Raw genomic sequence first — 24,625 nt, 5'->3', positions numbered from 1 at the left:
GCGACAACAGACCTTAGGATTCTCTCCGGACAAGGATTTCCGGTACTCGTACACTGAGGACTTCAACTGAGCCAATCGAGCCGGCCATGATCGCCCATTTCGCGACTGACAGTGTGAGAGCTCAATACGTGCTCCGATACTTTATCGCGTGCGTGGGCGCATTGTTCCTCGCGCAGCCGACTTCCGGCGCACTCGCGGCTGGACCAGAGGCAACCTCAATCAATCTTCAGTTTTCTGGGTCGCCGGATGTGTCGCTGGCGGGCGTCATGATGGCCTCCAAGCTGGGGTTCTTTGCCCAGCAGGGACTGTCGGTCAAATTGCAGAGCCTCCAAGGACGTGATGGCGGCACGGATGACACTCCCTCGATCGTAATCAGCATCCAGAATGCCCGCGACTTCATGATCGCCCGGGCAAGCGGAGTTCCACTAGTCGCGATTGCAGGCAACTACGTCGACAGCTCGGCTGCATTCTTCTTTCGACGCAAAAAGAACATTCGTTCGGAGCAAGATCTCGCTGGAAAATCGGTTGGATACGATGCGAACTCGGACACCGGGCTGATTTTCGAATGGTTTTTAACAAAGAACTCCGTCGCGAGATCGAGCTTGACCGAGGTCCCGGTCAATCCTGGCGCGAAGGGAATATTGGACGATAAAATCGACGTGATCCTCGGGCATTCCGGCGTTGAAAATCTCATCTTCGAAAAGGCCGGACTCGACTACGGTACGCTCGACCCCCGCGCCTATGGTGTTCACGCATTAGGCACGGTCTATGTGGTGGACGAAATCAGCTTTCGCCAAAATCCGGACGCTCTCATTCGCTTCTTGCGCGCGTTGATTGCCGGCTGGGATTACACCTATGCCAAACCTGATCAAGCCATCGAGGAAATCGCGTCGGTTATTGGCGGCGACATCGATCGTAGTATGTTAAAGCGCGCTCTCGAACGGCAGCGAGAATTCATCCGCCCTGGTGGCGCGCGCTTCGGAGAAGCCCTCCGAAACAGATGGAATGACCTTTACATTTTTATGACGCAGCACCGAATGATCAAAGCGCCAATTGACTTGTCCAAGGCCACAGATACAAAGCTGCTGGCTGAAGCCTATCGCGCCCGTCTCGGGTCGGCCAATTCGGCAGACTAGTTCGCCACGACGGAGGTTTCGAATGAAGACCATCATCCTGGCGGCCATGGCGGTAGCGATAGTCCTGCATTCGACAGGAGCAATTGCCGGCTGTTCCTGCACTTGCGTCGACGGCCAGCTGCAGCCGGCCTGTACCAACTCTTACGACATTCCACCGGTCTGTCCTGCGACGACCTGCGCGAGATCCATGGCCCCCCGCCTCGCGCCGCCGCCGATAGCTGGTAGTCGATCCTCCTGCCGAGACCAGCAAGTCTGCGACGCATTCCAGCGATGTGAGTGGAAAGTGGTTTGTAAGGGCGACCGATAAGACGGCGCCTCTCTGAGCCTATAAGCAGTCACTCAACCTGCCACGGGCGGAACTCGGGCATCGTGACGTCAGGAACGTCAACTTCCACGCCGGCTCGACGCAGGTCGTTAGCCAGCTGCCGTCTGAACTTGAGGCTCACATGTGTGAGACTCGCGAGCAGCTTGTCATGAACGGGCCATCCCGCTCCCATCAGGTTGGAAGCGGCGTCGCGGATGAAGCCCGAATCGACCATTGCAGCAAATTCGCTCACGACACGATCCTGCAGCGGCGGCGGCAACAACGGATAGACAATCAACGCATATTTGTTGCGACGGAGCGCGATCCATCCCTCGTAAGGACCGAGCTCGTAAGATTTGGACAGATAGCCAACCAGATCATCGCTGAAGCCTCCCCGCATGCCCTCGAGCCAGAACAGCACGAACCAGAGAAACGAATCGTTTGGCGCGCATCGCAGGGACTTCCGGATCATGGTATCCACGCTTGCGGAGGCCTGCGCGACCAGATCGGGGTCGGAGTTGTCGATCGCGATCTGGAGCATTCTGCCCCTAATGATCGCCGCGTTATGCGTTGCCCTAGGCAGGCACTGCTGCAACTGCTCCAGATTGTTTATCAACGGAGCGACGCCGTCCAATACGTCAGGAGCCAAATTGTCGGAGCGAACGATTCGCGATGCTATACCTTCGAGCGGCGCATAAACCCAGAATTCAGAACTGAATGCGCGAGCCCAAACCAGCGCGATCGCTCCCACCCCCAAGAGAGGCAGTAGCGCAAAGCGCGAGAGCAGGAGCACCATCTCGCTCAGTCAACATAGCCGTAACGACTGTAGTAATTCTTGTAATAGTAGTTGCCGCGATACGAATCGTAACGATTCAGCACATCGACATTGGCTTTGTTGAGCACCGATCCGATAATCTGATCGTGGAGCATAGGCGCGTCCTTCAATGCCTGCACGATCGCATCTCGATCGGTGCGGCCCCATTCGATGACGAGCACGTAGGCATCGATCAACCGCGACGTCGCGCGGACGTCGATGACTGGCGTCAAGGGCGAGAGATCAACGACAATCCAGTCATACTTCTCGCGGAGCGCTTCCATAGTCTTCGCCATGCCTGACGACGACAGGAACTCGGACGATTGGGCAACGCGCGACGGCACGACCGTTGGAAGAAAAGCGAGCTGCGTCTCCGGATCTTTCAGGATCGCCGAGTCGAGATCGATCTTCCCAAGCACGACATCAAGCAATCCCTGCGTTGCGGTTGGCGCAAGAGCTCGCGTGACAGACGGATTGCGAATGTCGGCATCGACCAACACAACCTTATTGCCGGCAAGCGCAAGTATCTGCGCGAACGACGCACTGATGGTCGTCTTGCCCTCATTGGGAAGCGCCGAGGTAAAGCCAATGACTCTCGTCTTGTGATCCATAAAGGCGATATCTGCAGCCACCTTGATGGACCTCACCGCTTCCGTGAAGCGAGAAAACGGCGAGTCCTGAACATACCGCATGATATCGTCTGCGATCAGAAGACTCCCAGGCCTTCCAACCGCACCCTCCGAGGCATTCGTGGGCAAGACATCGATTGCGTTCACGGAGGACCGCTCTCTGCCAATGCCGAGCATCCTGCCTGAAGCACGCAACATTCTGACGGGAAAACTGCCTCGCGATAGTTTCGTTGCGTCGCTAGCGCCGATTCTTGGTGTCACGGCCAGACAGCTCACGCCCAGAAGCGCTTCGGCGTCGTCCCGCGTGCGGACCACCTGATCGAGCGCATCCCTGGTCCAGCCGACCGCGAAGCCGAGCAGGCACCCACCCATAATCGCACCAAGGATGATAACGAGCGTCTTGGGATCGCTGGCCGTCAATGGCGGCGACGCATCAGTGATCAGACGCGCATCCGTCATCGGGAACGATTGCTGCTGTACCGACAACATATAAAGTTGCAGGAAGTTGTCCGCCAAAGCGCGCGCACTCTGCGCGTTGCTGTCCAGGTCGCGCAACACGATCTGCGCCTGATTGGTGTCATTAGACTGATCGATTGTCGATTTCAGGCTTGCCTGAACGGATGCCTCGCGCGCGCGGGCAATTTCCAGGTCGCTCTTGTAGGATTCCCCGATTCGTCGGAGTTCGTCGGTAATCGACTTGCGGATCTCACGCATCTGATTTCGGATGTTAACGACAGCCAGATGTTGAGGGCCATAGCGTTTCGACCAATCCGCCTCGCGTGCCGAGAGATCGAGATATTGCTGCCGAAGCCGCGTGATAACATCGTTGCGCAGAGAATCCGTGACCGTGGCGATGTCCTTGAAGAGATCGTTCACGTCACGATTTTCATCGTTCAAGATGGATGACAGACGGTCATAACGGGCTTGAGCTTCCGCGGTCTGCGCACGCGCGATCGTGAGCGCGCTGTTGGTTTCGGCGAGCTGCTGTTCGGTCAACAGCCGGCCGCCAGTATCAACGATGTTGTTCTTAGCCTTGTAATCCGCGACAGCACGATCAGCCGCCGAAGCTTGTGCGCGCAGCTCCTTCAATCTGTCTTGCAGCCAGCTGGCAGCGCGTTTCGACGCCTGATACTTGGCTTCAAGCGCATCGACGAAATAAGCCTCAGCGACAGCGTTGGCGATATGAGCCGACAGTTCAGGATCACGCGATTTATAAGAGACCTCGATCACGTAACTCAGCGCCTTGCGCTTGACGGCAAGGTTCCTCTGGAGCTGCATCAAGACAAGCCGCGTCAAAGACTGCTCGGACGGCGGCGTCCGCTCGAAAAACAGACCCAAGACCGACGACAGCCAGCTCGAATCCTTGCTCACGAATTCCGGATTGTGAATCAGATCAAGATCTTTGATTACGGCCAATCCGACCTTGTCGGACTTCAAGATTTCAACTTGGCTATCGACGGTCGCGGAATCCAACGGCGTGTCGACGCCCATCGGTGACGACGTCGACTGCTGGTTCAGCATTTGGGTTTTTCGGCTATCGATGATGAGCGCCGCAGTGCTCGTGTATTTTTTCTCAGCCGTCATGCAGTAAGCGCTTGCCAAGCCAACGCAAGCGATCACTGTAAGTACAATATAGGGTAGCTGTCGGCGTATCAGCGCCCGGAAAGCCAGCAACGAGTCCTGCGACGTCGCCTGATCGCGCTGAGGCTGCTCTGGCGCGGTTGGGGCGGTTCGAAAAGCTTTCGGATCAACCTGAAGCATGAATCGTCCTGTTCAATGGCTCAACATCAATTGGCCGGCGGTTGCCGGTCAATTGGTCGACACGCTTCGTAATGTGATCAGGAAGCTACCTGCTCACGCTGCTTGATGATGTCGTCGAGGTCGTGGATGCTGCGCTAATCCCCGACACGCCTCCGCTGAAATAACTTGTTCCGGTGGTCGGCGTACCGCTGGAAGAGAAAGGTGTGGCAGTGCCGCTGCTCGATCCAGTCGTCGTCGGGTTTGTCGATCCGCCGACGCCGCCGGACGAAACACCACCGCCAGCGCCACCAGCTGCGACCGACCCGATCGGCTTGCCCGTGGCGAGCGCGAAATTGGTTTGAGCTGGGGTTGAGGTCGCCTTGGCCAACGCTTCCGCGATGTCCGCCGCGAACTTCGGATCCGGGACGTTGCAGTCGTTGGCTGCGCCGCCCAAACCGGTGCCGATGGCGCCCTGCTGCGCCACGTTTGCCGTCTTGAGCATCTCGATAACAGCGGGCAGCGCTCGCGGATCCGAAGCCACCAAATTCTCGATGGTCTTGGCGAAGCTGTCGCCGGCTGACTTCGGGTTCGGATTGGCGTTGGCCGGGTCGTTCAACAGCGCGCCTGGGTTGTTCAGGAAGTCCGAAATCGCCTGAGGCGACATCTGCTTGTCGGGCGCCAAACAGGCTGCCCAGGCACCTTGGCTGAGGACCACCGTTGTCGCAACGGTCGCGAGAAAGGCACGTCCGATCAATTGCGCTGCCGCTTTAGCCATATGCCGCACTCCTTCAATTTCTTAATTTATACCATGCCGCTCGGGACCATATAGCACATTTTGCAGTGCAAGATGGCATCCCTAGGGCGATTTATTGCCAATTGCTTAATCGAGCCGAAAATCACCCGATTTTTGAAATCAAGCATCTGTCACCGCGGGTACGTCTGACACCATCCGCGTCATGGCCCGCCGTGGTCGGAACGACTGGGATAGACCGGCACCGACAATCGCGAAAACGACGATCGAAAACGCCGGAATCTGAAACGGGAAATCGACCATTGTATGCAAGGTCGCGGCCACCAAAACGCCAAGCGCGGCGGCCGGACATCCGACCCGTCGCCGACGCGTCAGAATACCTCGGATCAGCAACGCGATCATGGCCATCCAGCCCAGCGCAAGCAGCGATCCGAGCGGGATTCCGAGCTCAGAGGTCAGTTCCAGGAACGTATTATGGGCACGATCCCAGACGCCCCAGCTCGAAATCAGCGGGCTCCGGTAGGCCGGGAAAACCCACGCAAATGACCCAAGCCCGGTACCGAGCCAAGGATAATCCTGGATAATCCGCCAAGTGGAAAGGTAGGCCTGCCACCGCCCCTGGTCCGAGACCCCTTCGACACTGACTCGCTCGGTAACTCCGCCACCGAGGAACTGCATCAGCACCCCCGCGGCCGCCACGGCCGCAACACCTGCGACCAGAAGCGTGCGACGAGAGGCCAAGGAGCGATAGAAGAACCCGAGGAGTACGACGATTAGCCCCACCACTGACGCCAGTGATCCCGCCCGTGAGCGTGTCATGAACATTGCGACCAGGCAGATCAAGATGGCTACCGCCGGCGGCAGCAACTCGCTGTACAGCAGTGCGCGCCAGTCCCACAGATTCGTAAGACTGGGCTTCTTCCGCCGAATCCGCTCCGATAGAAACACCAGCCAGATCACCGCGCAGCATCCGAAATAGATCGCCGCCGTATTGCGGTTATAGAAGGTCGCCGTCAGTTCCGCGAGATAGGCATCCTTGTCGTAACCGAGGATCTTGGAGGGATCGATCAGGTAGGAAACGATACCGAAAATCGCGTAAAGCAGGCCGCTGCAGGCAAAGGCCGCGATGATCACCCGCGCGTATCGCTCCTTCGCGCCGAGCACGAATGCGCAGCTGAGCGTCAGAACCGCCAGCAGAAAGGGCCCCTGAGACAAAACGGGTTGGAAACGAAGTGCAGACGGAATTGGATCCAACTTTGTCGAGAGCAACCGGGCGGTGTCGTCCCAGATGGGATTGTCCAGGAAGTCGGTAGCAGGCGATGACCAGGTCTGAAGGAGCAGGACGGCCAGCCAGCAGGCGCAGAAGGACCAGAGGGCGAAAAGAACGATAGCACGCCTGACGTCCAACCTTTGGAAGGAGGCAAGGATACCGGCCCCTCCCAGCACAGCAGCCCAAACCACAATGGAAGGCAGTCCCACCGAGCCAAAAGGCATCGGTGAGACCACCATCGTGAGACAAAGCAAGGCTAAAGAGACAAGACCGGACCAGCGGCGAAGTGCTCCTGCGACCCCGGTCACTGCTTCAAGTTGATTCTCAGGATCTGAGTATTGTTCGCCGCGACGGTCGTATCGTTGGCAGTCGCGATGACCAGGCGCACATACTGGAGCCACTTGGCCGAATCCACCGTCGCCGCGTTCGCCGCAAAAAGGACGTCCTTGTCGCGCATCTCGAACTTGGTCGCAAGGAAGAAGCCCGCAGGATCTCTCAGGTCGACGTTATAGATAATTGGCACCAGCGGTCCGACATATTTCGAGCAATCGACTCCCAGCCGCTCGGCCAGCTCACGCGGCTCGCGCCGATAGACGTAAACGCCCTTCGGCTCCGCCTGCGCGTCGAGCAAGCCGCCGGCCTTGCCGAGCGCCTGTGCCATGTTGATCTTCCACATATCGAACGTGAACTGGCCCTGCTGCCCCTGCGCGCCGAACGCCAGGAAGACCTGTGGTTCACGATAGACATAGATCGTATCGTTGGGGTGAACCCAGACGTTGTTTGCAGGCTGATAAACCAACGCGCCGAACGGCACGGTGGCGCGCTTGCCGTTGCGCTCCAGCGTCACCCACGTCTCGTAGCCCTGCCCCTTGATGCCGCCGGCCCGCGAGATCACGTCCAGTACATGCTCACCAGCCGCATTGGCCTGCAAACGCTGCGGCGTATTGACCTCTCCAAGCACGCTGATCAGCGACGTGTTTTGCGTGATCAGGGCGACCACGACCTGCGGCTCGATGGCACGATTGCCGATCGAACGGACGATATCCTGCTGGATTTCTCCAGGCGTGCGGCCCGCAGCCTTCACTGCTCCCGCATAGGGAACGGTGATGTTACCGGCGGAATCGACGTTCTGGTTCGGAAGCTGAACGAAGTTGCCGGGACGCACACCGGCCTCGGCAGGAATGAAGAGGCCACCAGCTGCCGCTTCGAAAATCGTGACCGAAACTACGTCACCGATGCCGAACTTGATCGACGCCGGCGGACGGTTATCCGGGAACGATCCGGCGATCGCGCCGGGACCGTACTCTTTGAGGATATCAACCACGGGGGCAGTCAGCTTCACCAGCCCATAGTCTGGCCCTGCCTGCGTAATCTCGCTCTTGATAACGTGGTCTTCCGGGCCGGAGCTCGGCATCAGCGAGCACCCCGCCGTTCCCAGCATGGCCAAAATCGCCAAAGCCCCTCGGAATACGCCCCTGTCCAAAATCAATCCCCAATTACAATTTACGCGCTTGAGGATTGGGTGAAACGCCCAATGGAGTCAACGCGATTTGGATGACAGGCAGTAAGTATGCGGAACTTGTTGCGCCGCAGTTACAGGTGGTGGGATACGAGCAGAAATTGAGCAGGGACATGCCCTCGAAATCTCGCGCGAGCCGTTTTCCGGGCCGCCATTTCAACTAATAGGCGTTGCGAGATCGGACTAATTCCAGGCACGTTAGGACCAAAATCTTAAAGTCCAGCGCCAAACTCCAGTTGTTGATGTACCAGAGGTCGCAGTCGACCCGGCCCTTCATCTGCTCCACCCGTGCGGTCTCGCCCCGAAACCCCTGAACTTGAGCCCAGCCCGTAATGCCCGGTTTGACGTGATGCCGGAACGCGTAGGCGGAAAGCAGATCACCATAATGGTCGTCATGGGCGAGTGCGTGCGGCCGAGGCCCGACCAGTGACATGTCGCCGAACAGAACATTCAGCAGCTGCGGAACCTCGTCAATGCTCGACTGCCGCAAGATCCGCCCCACCCTCGTCACCCGCGGATCGAATCGCCTCGCCTGGACGACGGTTGCTCCATCCTCCATCACGATCATTGTCCGGAATTTGAAGATGGGGAATTGCTTGGCATTGAACCCCTTGCGCCGCTGACGGAAAAACACCGGCCCAGGGGAATCCAGCTTAATCGCGATGGCGCTCAGCAGCATCAAGGGCGCAAGGATAATCAGACCGACCGTAGCCCCCAAGACGTCGACAAGGCGTTTGGAAAGCTGCTCGGCGCGCGAGAGCGGGCCACGCTGGATCTCGATCGACAAAGATTTGCGAAGGCGGAACGAGGGATTTTCGGCGAGTGAACGAATTCGTCGGTCGGGAAGCAACTGCACTGGGAGCGGCGAAATCCTCAGTTGATCGCGAACCAGCTCCAATTTGCGCGTATCGTTCCATGGGAAGGCGAGCACGATCTCATTCGCGCCCTGCTCCCGGGCAATCGCCAGCGCTCGATCAAGAGAGGACGATTCGCCCTCCGTCATCGTGAACCGAGTATGGTCATCGCTGGGAAACACGACGCGCTCGATTTCCGTGAGACCGAACCGCTCAAGAAGTTCCTCAACCCCGAGCGTTGCAAGCTCATTGCGCGTTCCAAAAACGATCGCGCGCCGGCCTTGAACTTGACCTTCAGCAACTGCGGTCGCGACAAATCGCTTGGAAATGCGCCTGAACAGCAAAAGCAGAGAAAGGGCCAACAGCCCGAAGCAGATGATCGAGCCGCGGGAAAATGATGCGCCAGCCTTCAGCAAAAAAGCGAGCAGTGTCAACAGGAGACTCACGAGCGCCCATTGCCCGAAAATCCGTCCGAAGTCTTTTCTCTTAGAGAAGGCGGTCCGCAAGTCATAGAAGCCACTGGCCTGACCGATAAGCACATAGAGCAGTGCCGCCGTCATGCCCGCACCGAGCAATTGATCGGCGTTCTTGAAGTCTCCCATCACCAACATCTGATAGAGGCCGCCTCCAACGAGGCTCGCCGAGATGATTAGGCACGCATCGATGAACGCCAACGCGTTCTGGAGCGCAAAATAGGGAAGCTTTAGCTTGTGGCCGACGTGGTCGACCTGGGCAGCACTATTGGTCAGGCCGCTCGCCTCCGCGGACGATGTCTCTGCTAGGCGCTTTGCAAGCTGCTCGCGTTGCTTTAGGTCGGTCGAACTCTGAGGGATCAAGATCGCCTCCCAAATACAGCACGGCGGCTAATTATATTTTAGCTAAAAAAACACAAATCCTGTTGCAACGCAACAAAATTGCGCAATGCAGCACTTCAAACCTTTATGATAAAGTTTCTGCCAACAAATTAAGCATGACGTCAAGCAGGTCCTTGTGAACAGACATCAACAAGCCGTCCCGATCCGACAATTAGGCCCAGGCGTTCTATTTGCGTTGGCTTTTGCAATGCTGGTCAGCAGCATGTCTATGCCATCCAGCGACGCCCAGCGGCTGCAGAATTGCCGCCCCGGCGCCAGCGCCGGACAGATCGAAAGCTGCGACGAGGAAGCGTCGAGGCTCGCCAACGCCCGAACCCAGACGACGATGCTTAGCGACGGATGGCGACTGGTCAAGACGCGCGATACCACGAGCAACGCCGAAATCGTCTCGGTCATGCATGTCGCCGACATCTCGAAATCGGACATCAATCTGGCGGGATTGAGTCTCCGCTGCGGCCAGGACGGGCTCCAAGCCGTCCTGATCCTGCTCCAACCGCTTCCGCGCGCCAGCCGTCCCTCCGTCGTCATGAAGGCCGAGGCCAAAACATTCGAAGTCGAGGCCGCCGTCGTTCAGGGCGGCGAGGCCCTGCTGCTGCCGGGGCTCGAGTCCAAGCTCGCAAACGGCGCGTGGCAAGCGGCGGGCGAACTGTCGGTCGAGATTGCCGCAAGCCCCAGTCCGATCCAGGGCGTCATACCGATCCGCGGATTGGCCGGGGCCCTGCGCTCGCTGCCTCCGAACTGCTTAACCAAATAGCGGAAGTCGCGCGGTCTCGCTTTTCCATTTCACCGTTTCTTAGGGAACCGGGTGAAATGGTGGCGGCGGAGATACAGCATGATTTCGGCGGCCATATTCTCGTTTCTTGCCGGCGCTGTCCTGGCGTGGGCCTTCCGCGTCTGGATTCTGGTGCCCCTGACGCTATTGGCGCTCCTGTTCGGGTTCGTCGTCGACATCGCCTCGGACGCAACGGTCCTCGACGCATTCGGACACGCGCTGCTGGTCGGAATGGCGCCGCAATTCGGCTACGCATTCGGCCTCATTACGCGATCGACGTTGACGGGCCTGCGGGCGCCGATGCGACCTAAATCGCCCCGCTCCGCTTCGGTCGCGGTCCTCTACAAAAAGAATGCAATGAAGCGACCGCACTGAGCCACCTTCAAGTCATCTCGTTTCGCGCACACAAGCCGCGCGTTTGGCGTTATGCCTTGGGTATGCAATAGTTGAAGACCATTGCGTCAGATGTGATCGGGTAAACCGTCACGTCGCTACCCGAAGCCTTTGAACTTGCTGATCGCCTTCCGACTTCTCGTCATATTCCTTGCAGCCATTCCCGCACTTGCGGCCGTCAATGACGCGCTCGCGCAAGGGGGGATCGTACTGATCACAGCTGTGCTCGTCGGGTTGTCTGCGACCACTGTGCCGGAGGGCGATCTTTCCATCATTTGGCCTTTGCTACGCCGCGTATCGCTCGCGACTGTCTTTCCCATCGCCTGGATGGTGCTCCAGATCGTGCCGCTGCCGTTCACCTCGCTGGTGAACCCGATTTGGCTGGCCACGACTGCTGCGATGGGCGAGGCGTCGAACTGGGGACATGTCAGTGTCGCCCCCGGGGCCACGTTGCGAAGCCTGAGCGCCTATCTGGCAATGCTGGCGCTGATGATCTCGACGGCGATCGTCGCCAGGGACCGCAAGCGGGCCGAGATGACCTTCTTTGTCGTAACCATCGTCCTGACGATTCTGTCCGCCGAAGTTCTGATCGCTCAGGCCAGGCCTTTTCAGGAGATGATTCCGCCCGCCGGCAGCGCGGCTTCGGACATGTTCGTCGCTACAGCCCTCCTCGCGACGCTCTGCAACTGCGCGGTTGCCATCATGGCCGTCGAACGACGTCTGAGCCGGAAAGAGACCGGCGAATCGTCCTTCGTCTCGCTTGCGAGCCGGCTCGGTCCGGCCGTGATCGGTCTCATCATTGCTTCCGCGGCAACCCGGATTCTGGCACCGAGCCTCGCGATCGCCGCCCTCTTCCTTGGGCTCGCGGCACTGTTTGTCGTCGCCGTCTTCCGTCGTCTCGGCTTTCAGCCATGGCCAGCGACCGGCGTGTTTCTCATCGTTGCCGGGATCGCTACTGCGATCATTTTCCCTCATTTGCAGAGCAAGCCGGCGGACGGAATCGCCGGATTTGCAGCCTCTTCGAGTACCGAAGCACTCACCGGCACAGCGCGGATTCTGTCTGCAACGCCGTGGCTCGGAAATGGCGTCGGGACATCGCCCGCACTGATGGCGATCTATGGTGATTTCGGCAGCGTGCCGCAGGCCCCCCCGACGACGGCATTGTCGATCGCTATCGAATGGGGATGGCCGGCATTTGCGATTGTCGCGGCTCTAGGCCTACACGTCTTCGTCTTCGTCTTTCGTGGCGCATTACGGAGGGGACGGGATTCGTTCTTCGCCTCGGCGGCCGCGGCCAGCATCCTGGTCGTGCTCGCCGAAGCCTTGTGCGACACGAGCCTGCTTTCACCCCCGGTTCAGGTCATCGGCGCAGTGATCGTTGGGCTCGGCCTCTCGCAAAGCGTCGGCCGAACCAGCAGGCTGAAGTAGCGGTCTTACACGCCTCGACCCGCGATCGTCGCCCAGAGGCGGTGGTGGGTAGGCATCTGGATCCGGACCCAGCGATAGGGCGCGCGCACCCACGGCCGGATCTGCGGTGTCAGGTTGTCGAGCACAAAGTCGCCGCCGTTGGTCCGAACCACCAGAACCAGGTGATGCTCGCCCGAATGGACGACGACCTCGCTGAGCAGAAGCGCACGCGCCGGCCAGCCGCGGCTGAGGAGCTCATGCCGCTTGCTGACGGCATAGTCGTTGCAATCGCCACGATCCGGGTTGATCAGCCATTTTTCGGCGGCGAGGCCGAGGTCATTCCGCTCCGGAGTGATCTCGCGATTGACGCTCTGATTGACCTGCTTCAGCTCGGCCCAGCGCTCTTCCGTCAACTTGACCGGCCCGCCGCGAAACAGCGGCCGCTTGCGGCACTCGTCCTCATACCGGACACAGAACTGCAGGAAGGCAAAGGGCGGCATCGTCGGCGTCTCGAACTTGATGCGCTGAATCGCCGCCTGCAGCCCCATCGGCATGCCCAGCAATCCGGCTTCAGCTCCCCGGAATCCCATCGACATAGCCACGAGCGCCGTGGCAACCATTACACAAAGCTTTCGCATTTGTCGCATCCCCGCGTTTTGCTTTGCTAAGGATGCTAGGCGTAAAGTTTTGAAATTCCGGGCTGATTAGGCCTTCAATTAGGATCAAATGCACCTGACGGCGTACCGAATTTGTTTACTAACACGAGTATGGTCAAACTATCCGAATCACACTTCCGCACGGGTCGCCAGAGTCGCTCCAGATGTTCAAATGGCCACATTCGAAGATGGAACGGCGAAAGCCGAGACTGCCGGAGGGTATTCGCGTCTACGCCATCAGCGACATCCACGGATGCGCCGATCTGCTTCAGCAAATGTTCACCGTGATCGACAGGGACCTGACGACCATCGGATCGAGACGCCCGATTCACGTATTTCTCGGCGACTATATCGACCGCGGTCCGGATTCCTGCCGAACCATCGAATTGCTGATCGAGCGCGGACGTCGGCACGAATCGGTATTTCTGAAGGGCAACCATGAGGCCTTTCTAGCGGACGTGCTGAAAGACCCGTTACAGCTCGATCAGTGGAAGCAATTCGGCGGCCTCCAGACGCTGACCTCGTACGGCCTGCGGCCGTCGCTCAACCCTGATGCGGCCGAGCAAACCGAGCTGATACAGCAACTTGCGTCGAAAATTCCCCCCCACCAGCGCCATTTCTTCGAGAGTCTGCGGCTGCGGTTCGTATGCGGGGATTTCTTCTTCGTCCACGCCGGGGTCAAGCCCGGCGTGCCGTTGGCACAGCAGCAAGAACAGGACCTGCTCTGGATCCGCGAGGAGTTTCTCCAGAGTGAACGGCAATTTGGCAAATACATCGTTCACGGCCACACGCCGGTCCAGGAGCCGGACATCCGCCCCAACCGCGTCAACATCGACACCGGCGCCTATGCCACGGGCAATTTGACCTTGCTAACCATCCAGGGCGATAGTCTGCTGGCCCTGTGACGTGAGCCCCGTTTATCGATGAATGCTGCCTCGAATGTCCGCATCTGCCTGGTCACCCTCGGTCTGGCACTCGGCTGCTACGGACTCGCATCGGCGACGGCGGAGTTGAACACGGTGCCGCGACCGGCGTTTCCAGCCGATCCCGCGAAGATCGCGCCCCCTGCCGGCGACGTGCCGGGCTGGTTGCAAGCCATTCCACTGTTCAGGTCGGATCTGGAGAGCAATCACGCCTTGATGGCCGCTCTACAAACGGTGCAGCGAGCTAAGCCGGGAGGCGGTGCGTCCCCTGACAACGTGCGTGCCCGTTCGCGCGTCAGGCAGGCGCTTTCTTCGGCACCCTACGATGCTGACCTGTGGCTCGCCCTAGCCTTGCTTGAAAGCCAGCACGATCCCAGCGGGCCCGCCATGCTCGAAGCGTTGAAAATGACATACTTTACGGCACCGAACGACACACGGCTAATGCCAGTGCGACTCGATACCGCAACCCAGTTCGACGCACTGGTCGATCCTGACCTGGCCGAATTGGCGCGTGGCGACATCCGGCTCATGCTGACGCGACGGGCGGACTTGAAACCGGCCGTCGTGCTGGCTTACCGGCGGGCATCAAAGCAGGGCAAGGAATTCCTCGAGCAGGCGGTCAAGGCGATCGAGCCGTCCTTCGTGGCGACGTTGCGCGGGTGAGCGGCAGGGTCACGCGCAAATGCACTAGCTTGCCCGTTTGCGCCGGACCGTCTAAGGTTAGTGTGGATTGGGGAAAATACAGCCATGCGATCTTTTTTTGGAATTCTCGCGCTCGCGTCGAGCCTGACTATCTCCGCTGCGCCATCCTTTGCCGCCGACTACGCTGTCCCGCCGGTCGCGGCACGCCGTATCGCAGCGAGCGTGCCCTATATCGATCGCGGCCCTAACCCCTATTGCGGCCCGCGTTGTGGTTGCCCGATCGTGGTTCACGTGCGGCATCGGAGCCTGGAGCGCTATTACCCCTCCAGCTTCGATCCGCGCACCAAGAACGAAGATCCGAACTATGCCTATGGCCGGGTCCGCACCTACGCCCGCTTTGCGAATCCAGCTTTTCCGGAGCGGGTCCTGGAATATTGAGATCCCCGGCTCGCGCTGGTTTGCAGCACTGGTGCGCGTCGAACTGAGTGCAGACGCTAGTTGTTCCTGGCAGGTGGCCTGAATTCCGGAAACCGGCTTAGCATCGCCGCCTTCAGAAATTTAAAGTGAGCGATCGAGGCGCCGAGCTCCTTAAGTCGGCGCTGGCCGTTCAGGACTTCCTTATCGAACAGATCCTGATGGTGACTATCAAGGGCCTCACGCTCGAGATACTCGTCGTCACCATTGCCGAACGTCACCGCCGCCCGCGCCAGCACATCCTCGACCCGGCGATTCAAGCCCGATTGCTCCCGTTCCGCGGCGTGCAACGCATCTTCGATCGCGACCATGATGGCCTCGATGCGTGATCGGTCGGTCTCGGCATCGCGCTCGGGCGAACGAGCGCGAAACTGCTGCTCACCCGTGAGGCGGTCCCTCAGGAAGTTGTGAGTACGAGCCCGCAAGAACAGCTGGAACATGCGTTCATTTTCCGGTTGGAGGCATCATACCGGAAAATGGGTCCGGGATAGTTAATAAAGACTGAAACCTCCGAACGTATCGCCGCGGTTTTGCGCCCTCCATGCCTTCCAGGCGCCGTCGTGCTTGGCATAAAGTTCCTGCCAGCGCTCCTCACCCGCAACGGGCCACAGGACGCCTCCCTCGCGCTTGAACTGCCCGTCGGAGAGATTGGCTACCGGCTGGCTATCCAGCCGTTCAAACTCGAACGTCTCTTCAAGGGTCAACCCAATCAAGACGCGCCGCCCACAGGCGTCCACGAAATATCGACGGGGAGCATTATTCCTCAGGTCAGTCATGGTGCGCCTCTTACCGGATCCACAGAGCATTCAATGCGCCAAGTCGCCGCGCATTGACCCGAATGAAGAGCGGCGCACCCAAAACCGTTACGTCCAAAGCCAGGAGCCAGATCATCGAGCTCAATCCCAACTCAAAAGCGCACGGAGACAATCATTGATTTGCAATCCGCGCGCAACCTAGCCAGCGCCAGCCCAACCAACAATGGTGGCCGCAACTTAACCTAACCGGACATGGTTACCTCGGTCATCGGAGACCTTCGCCACACGCTCAATCTCTACAAGCGCTAGGACCAAGGCAGCCCGATCCATTCCGGTTGCATATCTTCAGAATGCTCGCCGCGTCGCCGGCCGGGATGACGGACCATAGGGTGCGTAGAGTTGGCGCATGTGCTTGCGCTTGCGCGACCGCAGGGCTCGAGCGGCGTAGCCGACTCCGAAGCCGGCGGAGAAGATCAGAATCAGGATCAGGAACGGCGTCATTCGGAAGTCTTCCATTTGCGGAACGTTTCCTTCTCCCAGACACCGCATTCTCATCGTGCAGTTGTGTCGAGATGATGATGAGTGCTGCTGATTTCGTCGTCATGCGCGAGAAATCTTGGGCAGCAGTCTGCTTGAGGATCGGTCATCCGCTCCGGTCACCCGAAGAACCACAGGATCATCCTCACCAGCAAAAGCGTGATGAAATAGACCCAGCCGGCCATTGCGACCAGCACCACGCTGAAGAACGCACCCTCGAATGCCCGTTCTCTGATTTTGGTGAGAGGCAACGCTGCCCAAGCTTTCTGTAGCATCTGCGCATTCGCATTGTTCGTCCGCGGATCATAGCCGGACGAATTCGACGATCTCGTGACGCTCGCGATCACGAACAACACATGGCGATCATTCGGAGATGATGCATCCCAGAAATTCTGAGTGCGTCCTTGATAATTGGATCAATTCTCAGCCGGACCGTTGTAACGATCACGAATTGACACGAGACCGATTCAGTCGACGCCGGCGGGCTTCTCTGGGCCGGGAAGAAATAAATGCCGCGCAGCCGGCTCAACGCGGAACGATCGGCACGAAATCCGCCGTCCGCCCGTCCTCTCCGGACCAGCCACGAAATTGCAGCAAACCCTTGTCTGTCGAGACGATGTCTCCCGGCTGTAACGTGTCGTCGCTCAGCACGCGCTCGGTGGCTATCTTCTCCGGCGGATCGGGCACGGCAATACGCAACGGCGCATTGAGCCGCCAATCCCACCGCGCTCGGTCCGCCCGTGAGCGCGCCTCCTCGATTCTGCGCTTCCAGTCGTCGCGAGAGACAAGAGTGTCCGATGAAGGAACGAGACTATCTGCCTGCTGCGCAGCATTCGGACTCGTCGTCAAGGCATCATCCGCAGCCCGAACCGGGCCGCCCGAGACGTCAACCATTATAATCAATGCAGTCACGGCACCAAACATGGTTTCATGCGGAACATCACGATCACTCGATCATTTCGACACACACTAGTTCATTATGGAAGCCTTGTCTGCAAAACCGCGAATTCTCCAAGACGTATCGGGCGATTTCGCCGAATCGATGAGACCCTTCACACATCGTGCATAGGTTGTAAAATATCTTACACTAACGCCAATCAGATCTACACTGCTTCTGATCCAGGCAAGCGTCACAATTTTGCGCAAGCCGAACCCGTCATGCACACAATCTCTCGCCAAACTTCCGCTCGATAGCCGTCTCATCCTTCTCTCAACGGCGGAACTCGAGCGAGGATCGTGATCATGAGATGCGTGAAATGGCTACTGGTCGCCTTCGTGCTCATTTGCGTTGAAGCATCACCTGCGCTCGCAGAAGACGACCGCGTATTGCCGCCGATGGCCTTCACTGTCTTTTGTACCCGCCTTCCTGCGGAGTGCAGCCAGCGCACGGGCACACAGCAGACGACGACCCGGCTCGACTACCTGGCGCTATGGCATGACCTGAATGCGGTTAATACTGTGGTGAACACGAGTATCACGCCGAGCGAAAATGGGGTCGATGAAATCGACCTCAATTGGCAAATCTTTCCAATAGAAGGCAATTGCGCAGACTACGCCGTGACCAAGCGCCACCTCCTGCTGAACGCGGGCTGGGCCTCGTCCGCACTTGTGTTGGCGGAGGTCGTCATCCGCAAAACTGGCGAACATCACCTCGTGCTCATCGTAAAGGAGGATGGGAATTATCTGGTTCTGGACAATCGCAAGCCCGCGATCGTCAAGCTTATCCAGGCACTTAGAGATTACAGCATCGTTCGGACACAGAGCGATGAGTCATCGAAGTTCTGGACGAAACGCTTGACGTAGCCGGAAATCAAGGCCTGGCAATTTTTCGATTGAGTTTCGCCAAGATTAGTCGGAGAACCGGCCTGTTCAACGAACAGAGCAATTGCTATGCGGCCTGCAGTATTCTTCGATCGTGACGGCGTTCTCAACGAGGATGATGGCTACGCTTTCGAGCCGGGCAAGATTCGATGGGTTAAGGGCGCGCTGGAGGCTGTCCGAGCTGTCAATCAGTCCGGTTACCTGGCATTCGTGGTCACGAACCAGTCGGGGGTCGCACGCGGTTTCTACGGAGAAGAACAGGTTCGAGCACTTCACGATTGGATGGCCAATCAACTGGCTGGCGTAGGCGCACATATAGATGAGTTCGTTTACTGTCCGCATCACCCCGAAGGCGTCGTCGCCGAGTATCGACAGACATGTTCATGCCGAAAGCCGGAGCCGGGCATGATCAACGAACTTGTAAAGCGACACTCTATCGACACCCAGCGCAGTATATTGATAGGCGACAAACAGAGCGACCTTGAGGCTGCATCTGCCGCAGGAATTACGGGGCATATGTTTCGAGGCCCGGACTTGAAGGCGTTCGTCGTTCCACTTCTGACGCGACAACCGTAGATGCGCTGGCGCAATCTCGCAGAAGGGATTGCGACCACCGCCTCGCGAAGCATGAACTTCGATTTCGGACGCGGGATCGTCCGAAAAGCGCAGGAGTTCGCCATCGGTTATTCATGTCTGAGGCAAGTCTTTCTCGCCCATTCGGCCGAAGGTCGGGGTCTCGCGTCCAAGAGCACAGTGGCTGCCGCGCGGTCACACCACTTTCGAGGCAACAGCCTCGCTGCAAAGCCAACGCAAGGCAAATAGCCAAGCGCGGCCGCCGGCCCGCCCCGGACCGGGAGCCACCACGGCGGCCGGAACCGGCTTGCATGGGCCGCGCCATCCATTATCAATGGGCGGTTGCTGAGCCAAGGCTCGAGGACATATGAAGGGCATCATCCTGGCGGGGGGAACGGGTTCCCGGCTTTATCCCGTCACCGCCGTGGTGTCGAAGCAGCTTCTGCCTGTCTTCGACAAGCCGATGATCTATTATCCGCTGTCGACCCTGATGTTCGCGGGCATCAGGGACATCCTCATCATCACGACGCCGCAGGATCAGCCGCTGTTCCAGCGGCTGCTCGGCGACGGCTCCGACATCGGCCTCTCCTTTTCTTATGCCCATCAGGACAGCCCGCGCGGGCTGGCGGACGCCTTCATCGTCGGCCGCAACTTCGTTGGCAGGGACCCGGTCGCCCTGGTGCTGGGCGACAACATCTTCTATGGCAACCGCCTGCCGGAGATGCTGCATCAGGCCGCTTCACGCCAGCACGGCGCCACGATCTTCGGCTATCCCGTCAACGCGCCGGAGCAATATGGCGTGGTCGAGCTCGACGCCAGCGGACGGGCGCTGTCGATCGAGGAGAAACCGGCGCAGCCGCGCTCCAACATCGCGGTGACCGGGCTCTATTTCTACGACAACGACGTGCTCGACATCGCCGCCGGGATTGCGCCCTCCCCCCGCGGCGAGCTCGAGATCACCGACGTCAACAGGGTCTACATGGCGCGCGGCGAGCTGTTCGTGCGGCTGATGGGCCGCGGCATGGCCTGGCTCGACACGGGCACGCATTCCTCGCTGGTCGAAGCCAGCCATTTCGTCCAGATCCTCGAGCAGCGCCAGGGGCTGCGCATCGCCTGCCCCGAGGAGATCGCGCTGCGGCAGGGTTACATCTCGCTTGAAGCGTTCGAGAAGCTGGCGCAAAAGAACGCCAGGAGCAGCTACGGGCAATATCTGCTGTCGGTCTACCGCTCGTTTGGGCGCGAGGCGGGCGGCGCCTGAGGCAAAGACCGCATGCGCTTTGACGGCATCACCATCTTCGTGACGGGCGGTGCGGGCTTCATCGGCTCGGCCGTGATCCGCCATCTGCTGGCGGACACCGGCGCGCGCGTCGTCAACATCGACAAGCTCACTTACGCCGCCAATCTCGACTCGCTGCCGGGCGCCTCCACCCATCCGCGCTACGTCTTCGCACAGCAATGCATCGGCGAGAGCGCGGGTCTGCGCGCGTTGTTCGAGACATACCAGCCCGACGCGGTGATGAATCTTGCGGCGGAAAGCCACGTCGACCGTTCGATCGACGGCCCCGCCGAGTTCATCCAGACCAACGTCGTTGGCACGTTCACCCTGCTTCAGGAAGCACTGCGGCACTGGCGGGCGATGACGCCGGAGCGGCGCGCGCGCTTCCGCTTTCTCCACGTCTCGACCGACGAGGTGTTCGGATCGCTCGGCGCCAGCGGCCAGTTCAGCGAAGACACTGCCTATGCGCCGAACTCGCCCTATTCGGCGAGCAAGGCCTCGTCGGATCATCTCGTCCGCGCCTGGCGGGAGACCTACGGGCTTCCCACCCTGGTGACGAACTGCTCGAACAATTACGGACCCTATCATTTTCCCGAGAAACTGATCCCGCACATGATCATTCGCGGGTTGGCGGGCGAACCTCTGCCGGTCTACGGCAACGGCGCCAACATTCGCGACTGGCTCTATGTCGCCGACCACGCGGAGGCGCTGACGCTAACTCTCGAGCACGGCAGGGTTGGCGAGACCTACAATATCGGCGCGCGCTGCGAGCGGACCAATCTCGACGTCATCGAGCGCATCTGCGATCTGCTCGATGAGATCTCGCCCGGCACCGCCAGACGCCGCGACCTGATCAGCTTTGTGGCCGACCGGCCCGGCCATGATCTGCGCTACGCCATGGATCCCGGCAAGATCGAGCGCGAGCTCGGCTGGCGCCCGCGCGAGGATTTCGAGAGCGGGCTGACCAAGACTGTCCGCTGGTTCTGCGACAACCGGACATGGTGGCAGAACATCCTCGATCGCGGCTACCAGCACACGCGAATCGGCCTCGGCTGACGAAAAACCCCGTGGTATTACGGAGCGCTCCGCCCGGATTTTATCGCGGTAAGGTTGAGCGGTTAGCTTAATCCCCGTTGTTTGTTGCGAACGCCCGGGGATCGCATATCCATCTTCTCACCGGGCTGCCCCAAGCCCGGCCCCACCCAAGCAAAGCCGTCGAGCGAACATGGGTCCGCTTGGCGGCTTTGTCGTTGTGTCGAGGAGAGGATGGTTTCGGTTATGGCGCGCAGGCCCTGGTCGTTCAAGGAAGACCGCCGGCTCATGGAGCTGGCCAAGTCTTCGACGTCGCTGGAAGAGGCAGCGAAACTTCTCGGTCGTTCAACCGATGCGATCAAGCGCATGGCGCTGCGTCTCGGCCTGTCGTTGAAATCGAAGCCCGGCAAGAAGAGCTGACATCCCGTGCCAAACTCGCCGCCCCGCAGCTCCCAGGCGGAACGATTGGCCCCTCGCCACGTTGCTTCGGCGCGACTTGCTAGAGAGAGCCGCGATTCTGCGCAGACAAACCCGTCATGCACACAATCCGTGGTCAAACTTCCGCTCGATAGTCGCTTCACTCTCTTCGGCCATCCGCCGACGAAGAGCGATTGACGAAAAGCAGAGCGATCCTGATGCAGCGGCAGCCGCGTGAGGCGGTACGTGTTTCTTCAGAGCGCTGAGAAAGTCATCGTCACACGTCTGATGCGACCGTCGCGGATGCTCCGACGCGGTCCCGCCGACAGGAGCAAGATCGTCGTCTGAGGATGGGACCTCGATCTCGACGAAGTGACCAACCGAGGCGACGATGTCTCGCAATAAAAGTACGCGCTGGACCGAAGATCAGGATCGGTTGCTGCTCGAGCTGGATGCGCAGGGATACAAGGCGCGGCTCATTGCCGCAAAGCTGGAGCGCTCCGAGCGATCCATCGTGATACGGCTCGCCCGGCTGAAGAACACCGCGCAGCCCATCCGGCGTTGATTGGCACACAATATGCTTTTCGGACCGGATGCTGGCGCTGGCCGTGATCTCGGGAGTTTTCGTGACCGGATTTACCGCAGGGTATCTCACCCGTGAGGGGGTCTCACGAATGCGCCGCCGCCTCAGGGGGCCACGGTCGAAGCGCGCATAAACACGAGGAGGCTTGCGAAGGCTCCGGACGCTGGAATGGCAGCGGCGATCCATGCAGACGATAGCCGCGTTCGCACCGGGAAGTCTTGTTCCACGGCGGGGGAGCAAATTGATGTGATGGCTTGTCACCGGGATTCCGCAAAGCTGCCTTACCGGCATCGCGCAAAACGGTTAAACGCCGCTAAATCTCCTCTTCCGTACCAAGTCTCGTCGAAATGCCCGATCCCCTTCTCCTCATCCTGGTGGCGATAAGTTCGTTCGCGGCGGGCTATGGCACGCGTTCTGTCGTGTCGTACAGGCGTCGCACGAGCTATCTGACGCGATACCTGAAGTGGGAGCCCTACGTTCGCCCTTCGCGGCCGTCCCAACCCCCGGAATTCCTGATGCGACCGGATAACCGCAACGTCACGTCGATGAAACGCGTGGCGTCCGGCGGCCGGCGCAGCAACTGACGCCGGATATTTGATCATGCTGCGTCCGAAAATTTGAGCATGGCACAAACGCCATGCTGCCTGCCCTGATCGCACAGAAGACCACTTTAACGATACCGTCAGGTTTCGAGCACCGGCACTGAGGTTAGCGCTATGGTCGGACATGCGCCGCAATCATCTATTAGCCGCGACCGGCGTCTGCCTCGCGCTTATCGCTTACGCCACCCTCGCCAGACTGGCGGGCAGGCCGGCGTTGATAGGACATGCGGAAGCCTATTGGGTCTTTGTCATAGAGCGCTTCAGCGCCTACGCGCTGCTGGGCTTCCTGCTGTCCTTCCTGTTACCGGGACGTTTCGCCGGCGCCTGCATGCTGGTTCTGGCCGTCGCTGGCTTTCTTGAGATCTTTCAAGCCTTTATACTGGATCAGGATCCCCATATTCTCGACGTGCTGCAAAAGGCCGCTGGCGGGATCGTGGGCGTGCTCCTGGCCCAGACGATCCTGGCGTTCCTGCCCAGACCCCCATCATAAACTGTATCTCGGTCGCGAAAGCCAAAACTGCGGTTGGCGCCAAACGACCTCCGGTCCATAGTGTCGCTCTTTGCAGCGACTGGAACCCTGACCACGATGAGATATGGCATATTCCTGGCTGGAGCCTTGTTGATCGGAACATCCGGCTCCGCCGAGGCTCAAGGCACCTACACCTCCCCCACACGAAATGCGCAGGGCAACGGCACGTCAGGGGCGGTCAGCAGCCCCAATATATCTTCGGCCACCCCTGCAGCTCCGGCGCGCAATGGCGGCACCGGGCAAGGCCGAACCGAGGGCGCGATGGGGCTCTCGCCGCAACTCCAGAGAGAGATGGGAATTTCCCGCCAGTAACCTTATGGCGCCCGCCTGTCGCGGCGGGCCGCCACCAGGAACGGCTCAAGCCACTCCACGCCGGTCGCGGATCTCACTGGACGTGAGAAGATTGGCCATCTGCCGGTGGGTGTTCTGGAGCGCCTCGATGGCGCAATCGAGATCGAAATCGGAATCGCGCACGGATGCGAGGAATTTCGCCGTCAGTGCCAGATCGAGTTTCACGCGCGTCGTCCCGCCGCGGCTTTTGCGACGATCGAGCGACAAATGAATCGCGCGCTCCCTGGCTTCCATTGCGCCGCAGCCGCAAAGCGCGCCGAGTTCGTTATACGTCATCCAGATCTGAGGCATTGTTCTTGACCACCCTTGTTTGCGCCGCAGACTAGATTTCCATCTCTAAATGCTTTGTTGGCACAGCGCGGCTCGCGAACGCCTTCGCGCCAACAGCGTCAACGCAAGCCTAAGACGGCGGTACCTTGGGTGGCGTGAACGGATGGCGCGGCCGGAAGCGGCCGTCGAGACTTTTGGGCAGCTTGTCGGCGTTGAGTTTCACGACGGCGCATCGGATGTCGGCCACTGGCGCTTCGTCCTGGTTGTAGATCAGGGTCGCCTCGAACTTGACGTCGGGCGCTTGCTTGGCCGTACCCGAACAGGTGGCCACCAGACCGTTGCACACGCCTGAGAGGCTGACTTCGACCTCGTCCAACCCGAACACGGTCGGCGGCCCCTCGGCATAGCGCCGCGTGGTCAGGACGGCCGTGAAGCGCTGATCGTCATCGAACTGATAGGAGCCGCCATAGGTGATAAAGCTGTCGCTCCCGGAGATCCTTCCGTCCGCAAGATGCACGATACCTGTGCCCTGGCCGCGTGAGGTCCTGAACCAGGCCGCGTATTGGCCGTCTCTCATCATGGAAACACCCGTCGGAAAATTCACTGGTATTTGCAACCAACTGTGGGGCGCGACAATGACCGGCGCGGTAAGCATTTCGCCACGGTTAACACCCTGCAAAGCCGTCCCTTCAAATTGACGCCGACGCACGAGGCGATGCC

At 59.5% G+C, this 24,625-nt stretch carries 28 protein-coding genes; 14 read left to right on the top strand and 14 right to left on the bottom strand.

Features of this window, described 5'->3' with window-relative positions; genetic code table 11:
- Nucleotides 1-86: 86 nt before the first annotated feature.
- Nucleotides 87-1,136 (top strand): ABC transporter substrate-binding protein, encoded by a 1,050-nt coding sequence (locus tag HYH08_RS19075; protein WP_220011329.1) that lies wholly within the window; start codon nt 87-89, stop codon nt 1,134-1,136.
- Nucleotides 1,137-1,471: 335 nt separating this feature from the next.
- Here HYH08_RS19075 and HYH08_RS19070 read toward each other — a convergent pair whose 3' ends face one another.
- The 6 genes from HYH08_RS19070 to HYH08_RS19045 form a co-directional block, all read right to left on the bottom strand.
- Entirely contained in the window at nt 1,472-2,236 is a 765-nt protein-coding gene (locus HYH08_RS19070) for a hypothetical protein (RefSeq protein ID WP_220011328.1), read from the bottom strand.
- A gap of 5 nt (nt 2,237-2,241) precedes the next feature.
- Nucleotides 2,242-4,644: a polysaccharide biosynthesis tyrosine autokinase gene (locus tag HYH08_RS19065; protein WP_220011327.1), complete on the bottom strand. Its 2,403-nt coding sequence runs from the start codon at nt 4,642-4,644 to the stop codon at nt 2,242-2,244.
- Nucleotides 4,645-4,729: 85 nt separating this feature from the next.
- Nucleotides 4,730-5,398, bottom strand: coding sequence for a hypothetical protein (locus HYH08_RS19060; protein ID WP_220011326.1), 669 nt, complete (start codon nt 5,396-5,398; stop codon nt 4,730-4,732).
- Between the two features lie 138 nt (nt 5,399-5,536).
- Nucleotides 5,537-6,868: an O-antigen ligase family protein gene (locus HYH08_RS19055; RefSeq protein ID WP_220011325.1), complete on the bottom strand. Its 1,332-nt coding sequence runs from the start codon at nt 6,866-6,868 to the stop codon at nt 5,537-5,539.
- Nucleotides 6,869-6,948: 80 nt separating this feature from the next.
- Complete coding sequence (locus HYH08_RS19050) at nt 6,949-8,100, bottom strand: polysaccharide biosynthesis/export family protein (RefSeq protein WP_228747925.1); 1,152 nt, start codon at nt 8,098-8,100, stop codon at nt 6,949-6,951.
- Nucleotides 8,101-8,323: 223 nt separating this feature from the next.
- Nucleotides 8,324-9,853, bottom strand: coding sequence for an undecaprenyl-phosphate glucose phosphotransferase (locus HYH08_RS19045; RefSeq protein WP_228747924.1), 1,530 nt, complete (start codon nt 9,851-9,853; stop codon nt 8,324-8,326).
- Between the two features lie 226 nt (nt 9,854-10,079).
- Here HYH08_RS19045 and HYH08_RS19040 point away from each other — a divergent pair, with 226 nt between their 5' ends.
- From HYH08_RS19040 to HYH08_RS19030, 3 genes are all read left to right on the top strand, one after another.
- Nucleotides 10,080-10,646: a hypothetical protein gene (locus tag HYH08_RS19040; RefSeq protein WP_220011324.1), complete on the top strand. Its 567-nt coding sequence runs from the start codon at nt 10,080-10,082 to the stop codon at nt 10,644-10,646.
- 78 nt (nt 10,647-10,724) lie between these two features.
- On the top strand, nt 10,725-11,039 hold the full coding sequence (locus tag HYH08_RS19035; RefSeq protein WP_220011323.1) for a hypothetical protein: 315 nt from the start codon (nt 10,725-10,727) through the stop codon (nt 11,037-11,039).
- Between the two features lie 135 nt (nt 11,040-11,174).
- Nucleotides 11,175-12,485: an O-antigen ligase family protein gene (locus tag HYH08_RS19030; RefSeq protein ID WP_220011322.1), complete on the top strand. Its 1,311-nt coding sequence runs from the start codon at nt 11,175-11,177 to the stop codon at nt 12,483-12,485.
- Nucleotides 12,486-12,490: 5 nt separating this feature from the next.
- Here the strand turns inward: HYH08_RS19030 and HYH08_RS19025 are convergent, their stop codons facing one another.
- Nucleotides 12,491-13,084, bottom strand: coding sequence for a transglutaminase-like cysteine peptidase (locus tag HYH08_RS19025; protein WP_228747923.1), 594 nt, complete (start codon nt 13,082-13,084; stop codon nt 12,491-12,493).
- Nucleotides 13,085-13,284: 200 nt separating this feature from the next.
- On the opposite strand from HYH08_RS19025, the gene HYH08_RS19020 reads away from it, so the two are divergent.
- The 3 genes from HYH08_RS19020 to HYH08_RS19010 all read left to right on the top strand — a co-directional run bounded on the left by HYH08_RS19020 (nt 13,285) and on the right by HYH08_RS19010 (nt 15,123).
- Nucleotides 13,285-14,025: a metallophosphoesterase family protein gene (locus HYH08_RS19020; protein WP_220011320.1), complete on the top strand. Its 741-nt coding sequence runs from the start codon at nt 13,285-13,287 to the stop codon at nt 14,023-14,025.
- Nucleotides 14,026-14,043: 18 nt separating this feature from the next.
- Nucleotides 14,044-14,706 carry a hypothetical protein gene (locus HYH08_RS19015; protein ID WP_220011319.1) on the top strand — a complete coding sequence of 221 codons (663 nt, stop codon included), beginning with the start codon at nt 14,044-14,046 and terminating at the stop codon, nt 14,704-14,706.
- An 84-nt stretch (nt 14,707-14,790) separates the two neighbouring features.
- Complete coding sequence (locus HYH08_RS19010) at nt 14,791-15,123, top strand: hypothetical protein (RefSeq protein ID WP_220011318.1); 333 nt, start codon at nt 14,791-14,793, stop codon at nt 15,121-15,123.
- A 56-nt stretch (nt 15,124-15,179) separates the two neighbouring features.
- Here HYH08_RS19010 and HYH08_RS19005 read toward each other — a convergent pair whose 3' ends face one another.
- From HYH08_RS19005 to HYH08_RS18985, 5 genes are all read right to left on the bottom strand, one after another.
- A complete protein-coding gene (locus tag HYH08_RS19005; protein ID WP_220011317.1) occupies nt 15,180-15,599 on the bottom strand; it encodes a hypothetical protein in 420 nt (139 codons plus the stop codon).
- A 51-nt stretch (nt 15,600-15,650) separates the two neighbouring features.
- Nucleotides 15,651-15,935, bottom strand: coding sequence for a hypothetical protein (locus HYH08_RS19000; protein WP_220011316.1), 285 nt, complete (start codon nt 15,933-15,935; stop codon nt 15,651-15,653).
- Between the two features lie 324 nt (nt 15,936-16,259).
- Nucleotides 16,260-16,430: a hypothetical protein gene (locus HYH08_RS18995; protein WP_220011315.1), complete on the bottom strand. Its 171-nt coding sequence runs from the start codon at nt 16,428-16,430 to the stop codon at nt 16,260-16,262.
- Nucleotides 16,431-16,570: 140 nt separating this feature from the next.
- On the bottom strand, nt 16,571-16,807 hold the full coding sequence (locus HYH08_RS18990) for a hypothetical protein (RefSeq protein ID WP_220011373.1): 237 nt from the start codon (nt 16,805-16,807) through the stop codon (nt 16,571-16,573).
- Nucleotides 16,808-16,976: 169 nt separating this feature from the next.
- On the bottom strand, nt 16,977-17,300 hold the full coding sequence (locus tag HYH08_RS18985) for a hypothetical protein (protein WP_220011314.1): 324 nt from the start codon (nt 17,298-17,300) through the stop codon (nt 16,977-16,979).
- Between the two features lie 402 nt (nt 17,301-17,702).
- Here HYH08_RS18985 and HYH08_RS18980 point away from each other — a divergent pair, with 402 nt between their 5' ends.
- The 7 genes from HYH08_RS18980 (at nt 17,703) to HYH08_RS18955 (ending at nt 23,245) form a co-directional block, all read left to right on the top strand.
- Nucleotides 17,703-18,254 (top strand): transglutaminase-like cysteine peptidase, encoded by a 552-nt coding sequence (locus HYH08_RS18980; protein ID WP_349631443.1) that lies wholly within the window; start codon nt 17,703-17,705, stop codon nt 18,252-18,254.
- Nucleotides 18,255-18,341: 87 nt separating this feature from the next.
- Nucleotides 18,342-18,848: a D-glycero-alpha-D-manno-heptose-1,7-bisphosphate 7-phosphatase gene (locus HYH08_RS18975; protein WP_220011312.1), complete on the top strand. Its 507-nt coding sequence runs from the start codon at nt 18,342-18,344 to the stop codon at nt 18,846-18,848.
- 364 nt (nt 18,849-19,212) lie between these two features.
- Entirely contained in the window at nt 19,213-20,103 is an 891-nt protein-coding gene (rfbA, locus tag HYH08_RS18970; RefSeq protein ID WP_220011311.1) for a glucose-1-phosphate thymidylyltransferase RfbA, read from the top strand.
- A 12-nt stretch (nt 20,104-20,115) separates the two neighbouring features.
- A complete protein-coding gene (gene rfbB, locus HYH08_RS18965; RefSeq protein ID WP_220011310.1) occupies nt 20,116-21,177 on the top strand; it encodes a dTDP-glucose 4,6-dehydratase in 1,062 nt (353 codons plus the stop codon).
- A gap of 264 nt (nt 21,178-21,441) precedes the next feature.
- The gene (locus HYH08_RS37695) at nt 21,442-21,573 is read left to right on the top strand and encodes a hypothetical protein (protein ID WP_283844153.1); all 132 of its coding nucleotides are present in this window, start codon (nt 21,442-21,444) and stop codon (nt 21,571-21,573) included.
- A 388-nt stretch (nt 21,574-21,961) separates the two neighbouring features.
- On the top strand, nt 21,962-22,135 hold the full coding sequence (locus HYH08_RS18960) for a hypothetical protein (protein WP_220011309.1): 174 nt from the start codon (nt 21,962-21,964) through the stop codon (nt 22,133-22,135).
- A 744-nt stretch (nt 22,136-22,879) separates the two neighbouring features.
- The gene (locus HYH08_RS18955) at nt 22,880-23,245 is read left to right on the top strand and encodes a VanZ family protein (RefSeq protein ID WP_220011308.1); all 366 of its coding nucleotides are present in this window, start codon (nt 22,880-22,882) and stop codon (nt 23,243-23,245) included.
- Between the two features lie 396 nt (nt 23,246-23,641).
- Here the strand turns inward: HYH08_RS18955 and HYH08_RS18950 are convergent, their stop codons facing one another.
- Together HYH08_RS18950 and HYH08_RS18945 are read right to left on the bottom strand one after the other, a co-directional pair.
- Nucleotides 23,642-23,926 carry a hypothetical protein gene (locus tag HYH08_RS18950; RefSeq protein WP_220011307.1) on the bottom strand — a complete coding sequence of 95 codons (285 nt, stop codon included), beginning with the start codon at nt 23,924-23,926 and terminating at the stop codon, nt 23,642-23,644.
- A gap of 109 nt (nt 23,927-24,035) precedes the next feature.
- Nucleotides 24,036-24,485, bottom strand: a complete 450-nt coding sequence (locus HYH08_RS18945) for a hypothetical protein (protein WP_220011306.1) — start codon at nt 24,483-24,485, stop codon at nt 24,036-24,038.
- Nucleotides 24,486-24,625: the final 140 nt, after the last annotated feature.

The organism is Bradyrhizobium sp. BR 10289 (assembly GCF_019455385.1).
GTDB lineage: Bacteria > Pseudomonadota > Alphaproteobacteria > Rhizobiales > Xanthobacteraceae > Bradyrhizobium.
Note: the sequence above shows the minus strand (reverse complement) of the source record. Positions and strands in the feature narration are given on the sequence as shown.

Bases quoted from the DNA above. Each gene is read 5' to 3' on its own strand.
- HYH08_RS19075 (WP_220011329.1), top strand. From the start codon at position 87: ATGATCGCCCATTTCGCGACTGACAGTGTGAGAGCTCAATACGTGCTC.
- HYH08_RS19070 (WP_220011328.1), bottom strand. From the start codon at position 2,236: ATGGTGCTCCTGCTCTCGCGCTTTGCGCTACTGCCTCTCTTGGGGGTG.
- HYH08_RS19065 (WP_220011327.1), bottom strand. From the start codon at position 4,644: ATGCTTCAGGTTGATCCGAAAGCTTTTCGAACCGCCCCAACCGCGCCA.
- HYH08_RS19060 (WP_220011326.1), bottom strand. From the start codon at position 5,398: ATGGCTAAAGCGGCAGCGCAATTGATCGGACGTGCCTTTCTCGCGACC.
- HYH08_RS19055 (WP_220011325.1), bottom strand. From the start codon at position 6,868: ATGCCTTTTGGCTCGGTGGGACTGCCTTCCATTGTGGTTTGGGCTGCT.
- HYH08_RS19040 (WP_220011324.1), top strand. From the start codon at position 10,080: ATGCTGGTCAGCAGCATGTCTATGCCATCCAGCGACGCCCAGCGGCTG.
- HYH08_RS19035 (WP_220011323.1), top strand. From the start codon at position 10,725: ATGATTTCGGCGGCCATATTCTCGTTTCTTGCCGGCGCTGTCCTGGCG.
- HYH08_RS19025 (WP_228747923.1), bottom strand. From the start codon at position 13,084: ATGGTTGCCACGGCGCTCGTGGCTATGTCGATGGGATTCCGGGGAGCT.
- HYH08_RS19020 (WP_220011320.1), top strand. From the start codon at position 13,285: ATGTTCAAATGGCCACATTCGAAGATGGAACGGCGAAAGCCGAGACTG.
- HYH08_RS19015 (WP_220011319.1), top strand. From the start codon at position 14,044: ATGAATGCTGCCTCGAATGTCCGCATCTGCCTGGTCACCCTCGGTCTG.
- HYH08_RS19010 (WP_220011318.1), top strand. From the start codon at position 14,791: ATGCGATCTTTTTTTGGAATTCTCGCGCTCGCGTCGAGCCTGACTATC.
- HYH08_RS19005 (WP_220011317.1), bottom strand. From the start codon at position 15,599: ATGTTCCAGCTGTTCTTGCGGGCTCGTACTCACAACTTCCTGAGGGAC.
- HYH08_RS19000 (WP_220011316.1), bottom strand. From the start codon at position 15,935: ATGACTGACCTGAGGAATAATGCTCCCCGTCGATATTTCGTGGACGCC.
- HYH08_RS18995 (WP_220011315.1), bottom strand. From the start codon at position 16,430: ATGGAAGACTTCCGAATGACGCCGTTCCTGATCCTGATTCTGATCTTC.
- HYH08_RS18975 (WP_220011312.1), top strand. From the start codon at position 18,342: ATGCGGCCTGCAGTATTCTTCGATCGTGACGGCGTTCTCAACGAGGAT.
- rfbA (WP_220011311.1), top strand. From the start codon at position 19,213: ATGAAGGGCATCATCCTGGCGGGGGGAACGGGTTCCCGGCTTTATCCC.
- rfbB (WP_220011310.1), top strand. From the start codon at position 20,116: ATGCGCTTTGACGGCATCACCATCTTCGTGACGGGCGGTGCGGGCTTC.
- HYH08_RS37695 (WP_283844153.1), top strand. From the start codon at position 21,442: ATGGAGCTGGCCAAGTCTTCGACGTCGCTGGAAGAGGCAGCGAAACTT.
- HYH08_RS18960 (WP_220011309.1), top strand. From the start codon at position 21,962: ATGTCTCGCAATAAAAGTACGCGCTGGACCGAAGATCAGGATCGGTTG.
- HYH08_RS18955 (WP_220011308.1), top strand. From the start codon at position 22,880: ATGCGCCGCAATCATCTATTAGCCGCGACCGGCGTCTGCCTCGCGCTT.
- HYH08_RS18950 (WP_220011307.1), bottom strand. From the start codon at position 23,926: ATGCCTCAGATCTGGATGACGTATAACGAACTCGGCGCGCTTTGCGGC.
- HYH08_RS18945 (WP_220011306.1), bottom strand. From the start codon at position 24,485: ATGATGAGAGACGGCCAATACGCGGCCTGGTTCAGGACCTCACGCGGC.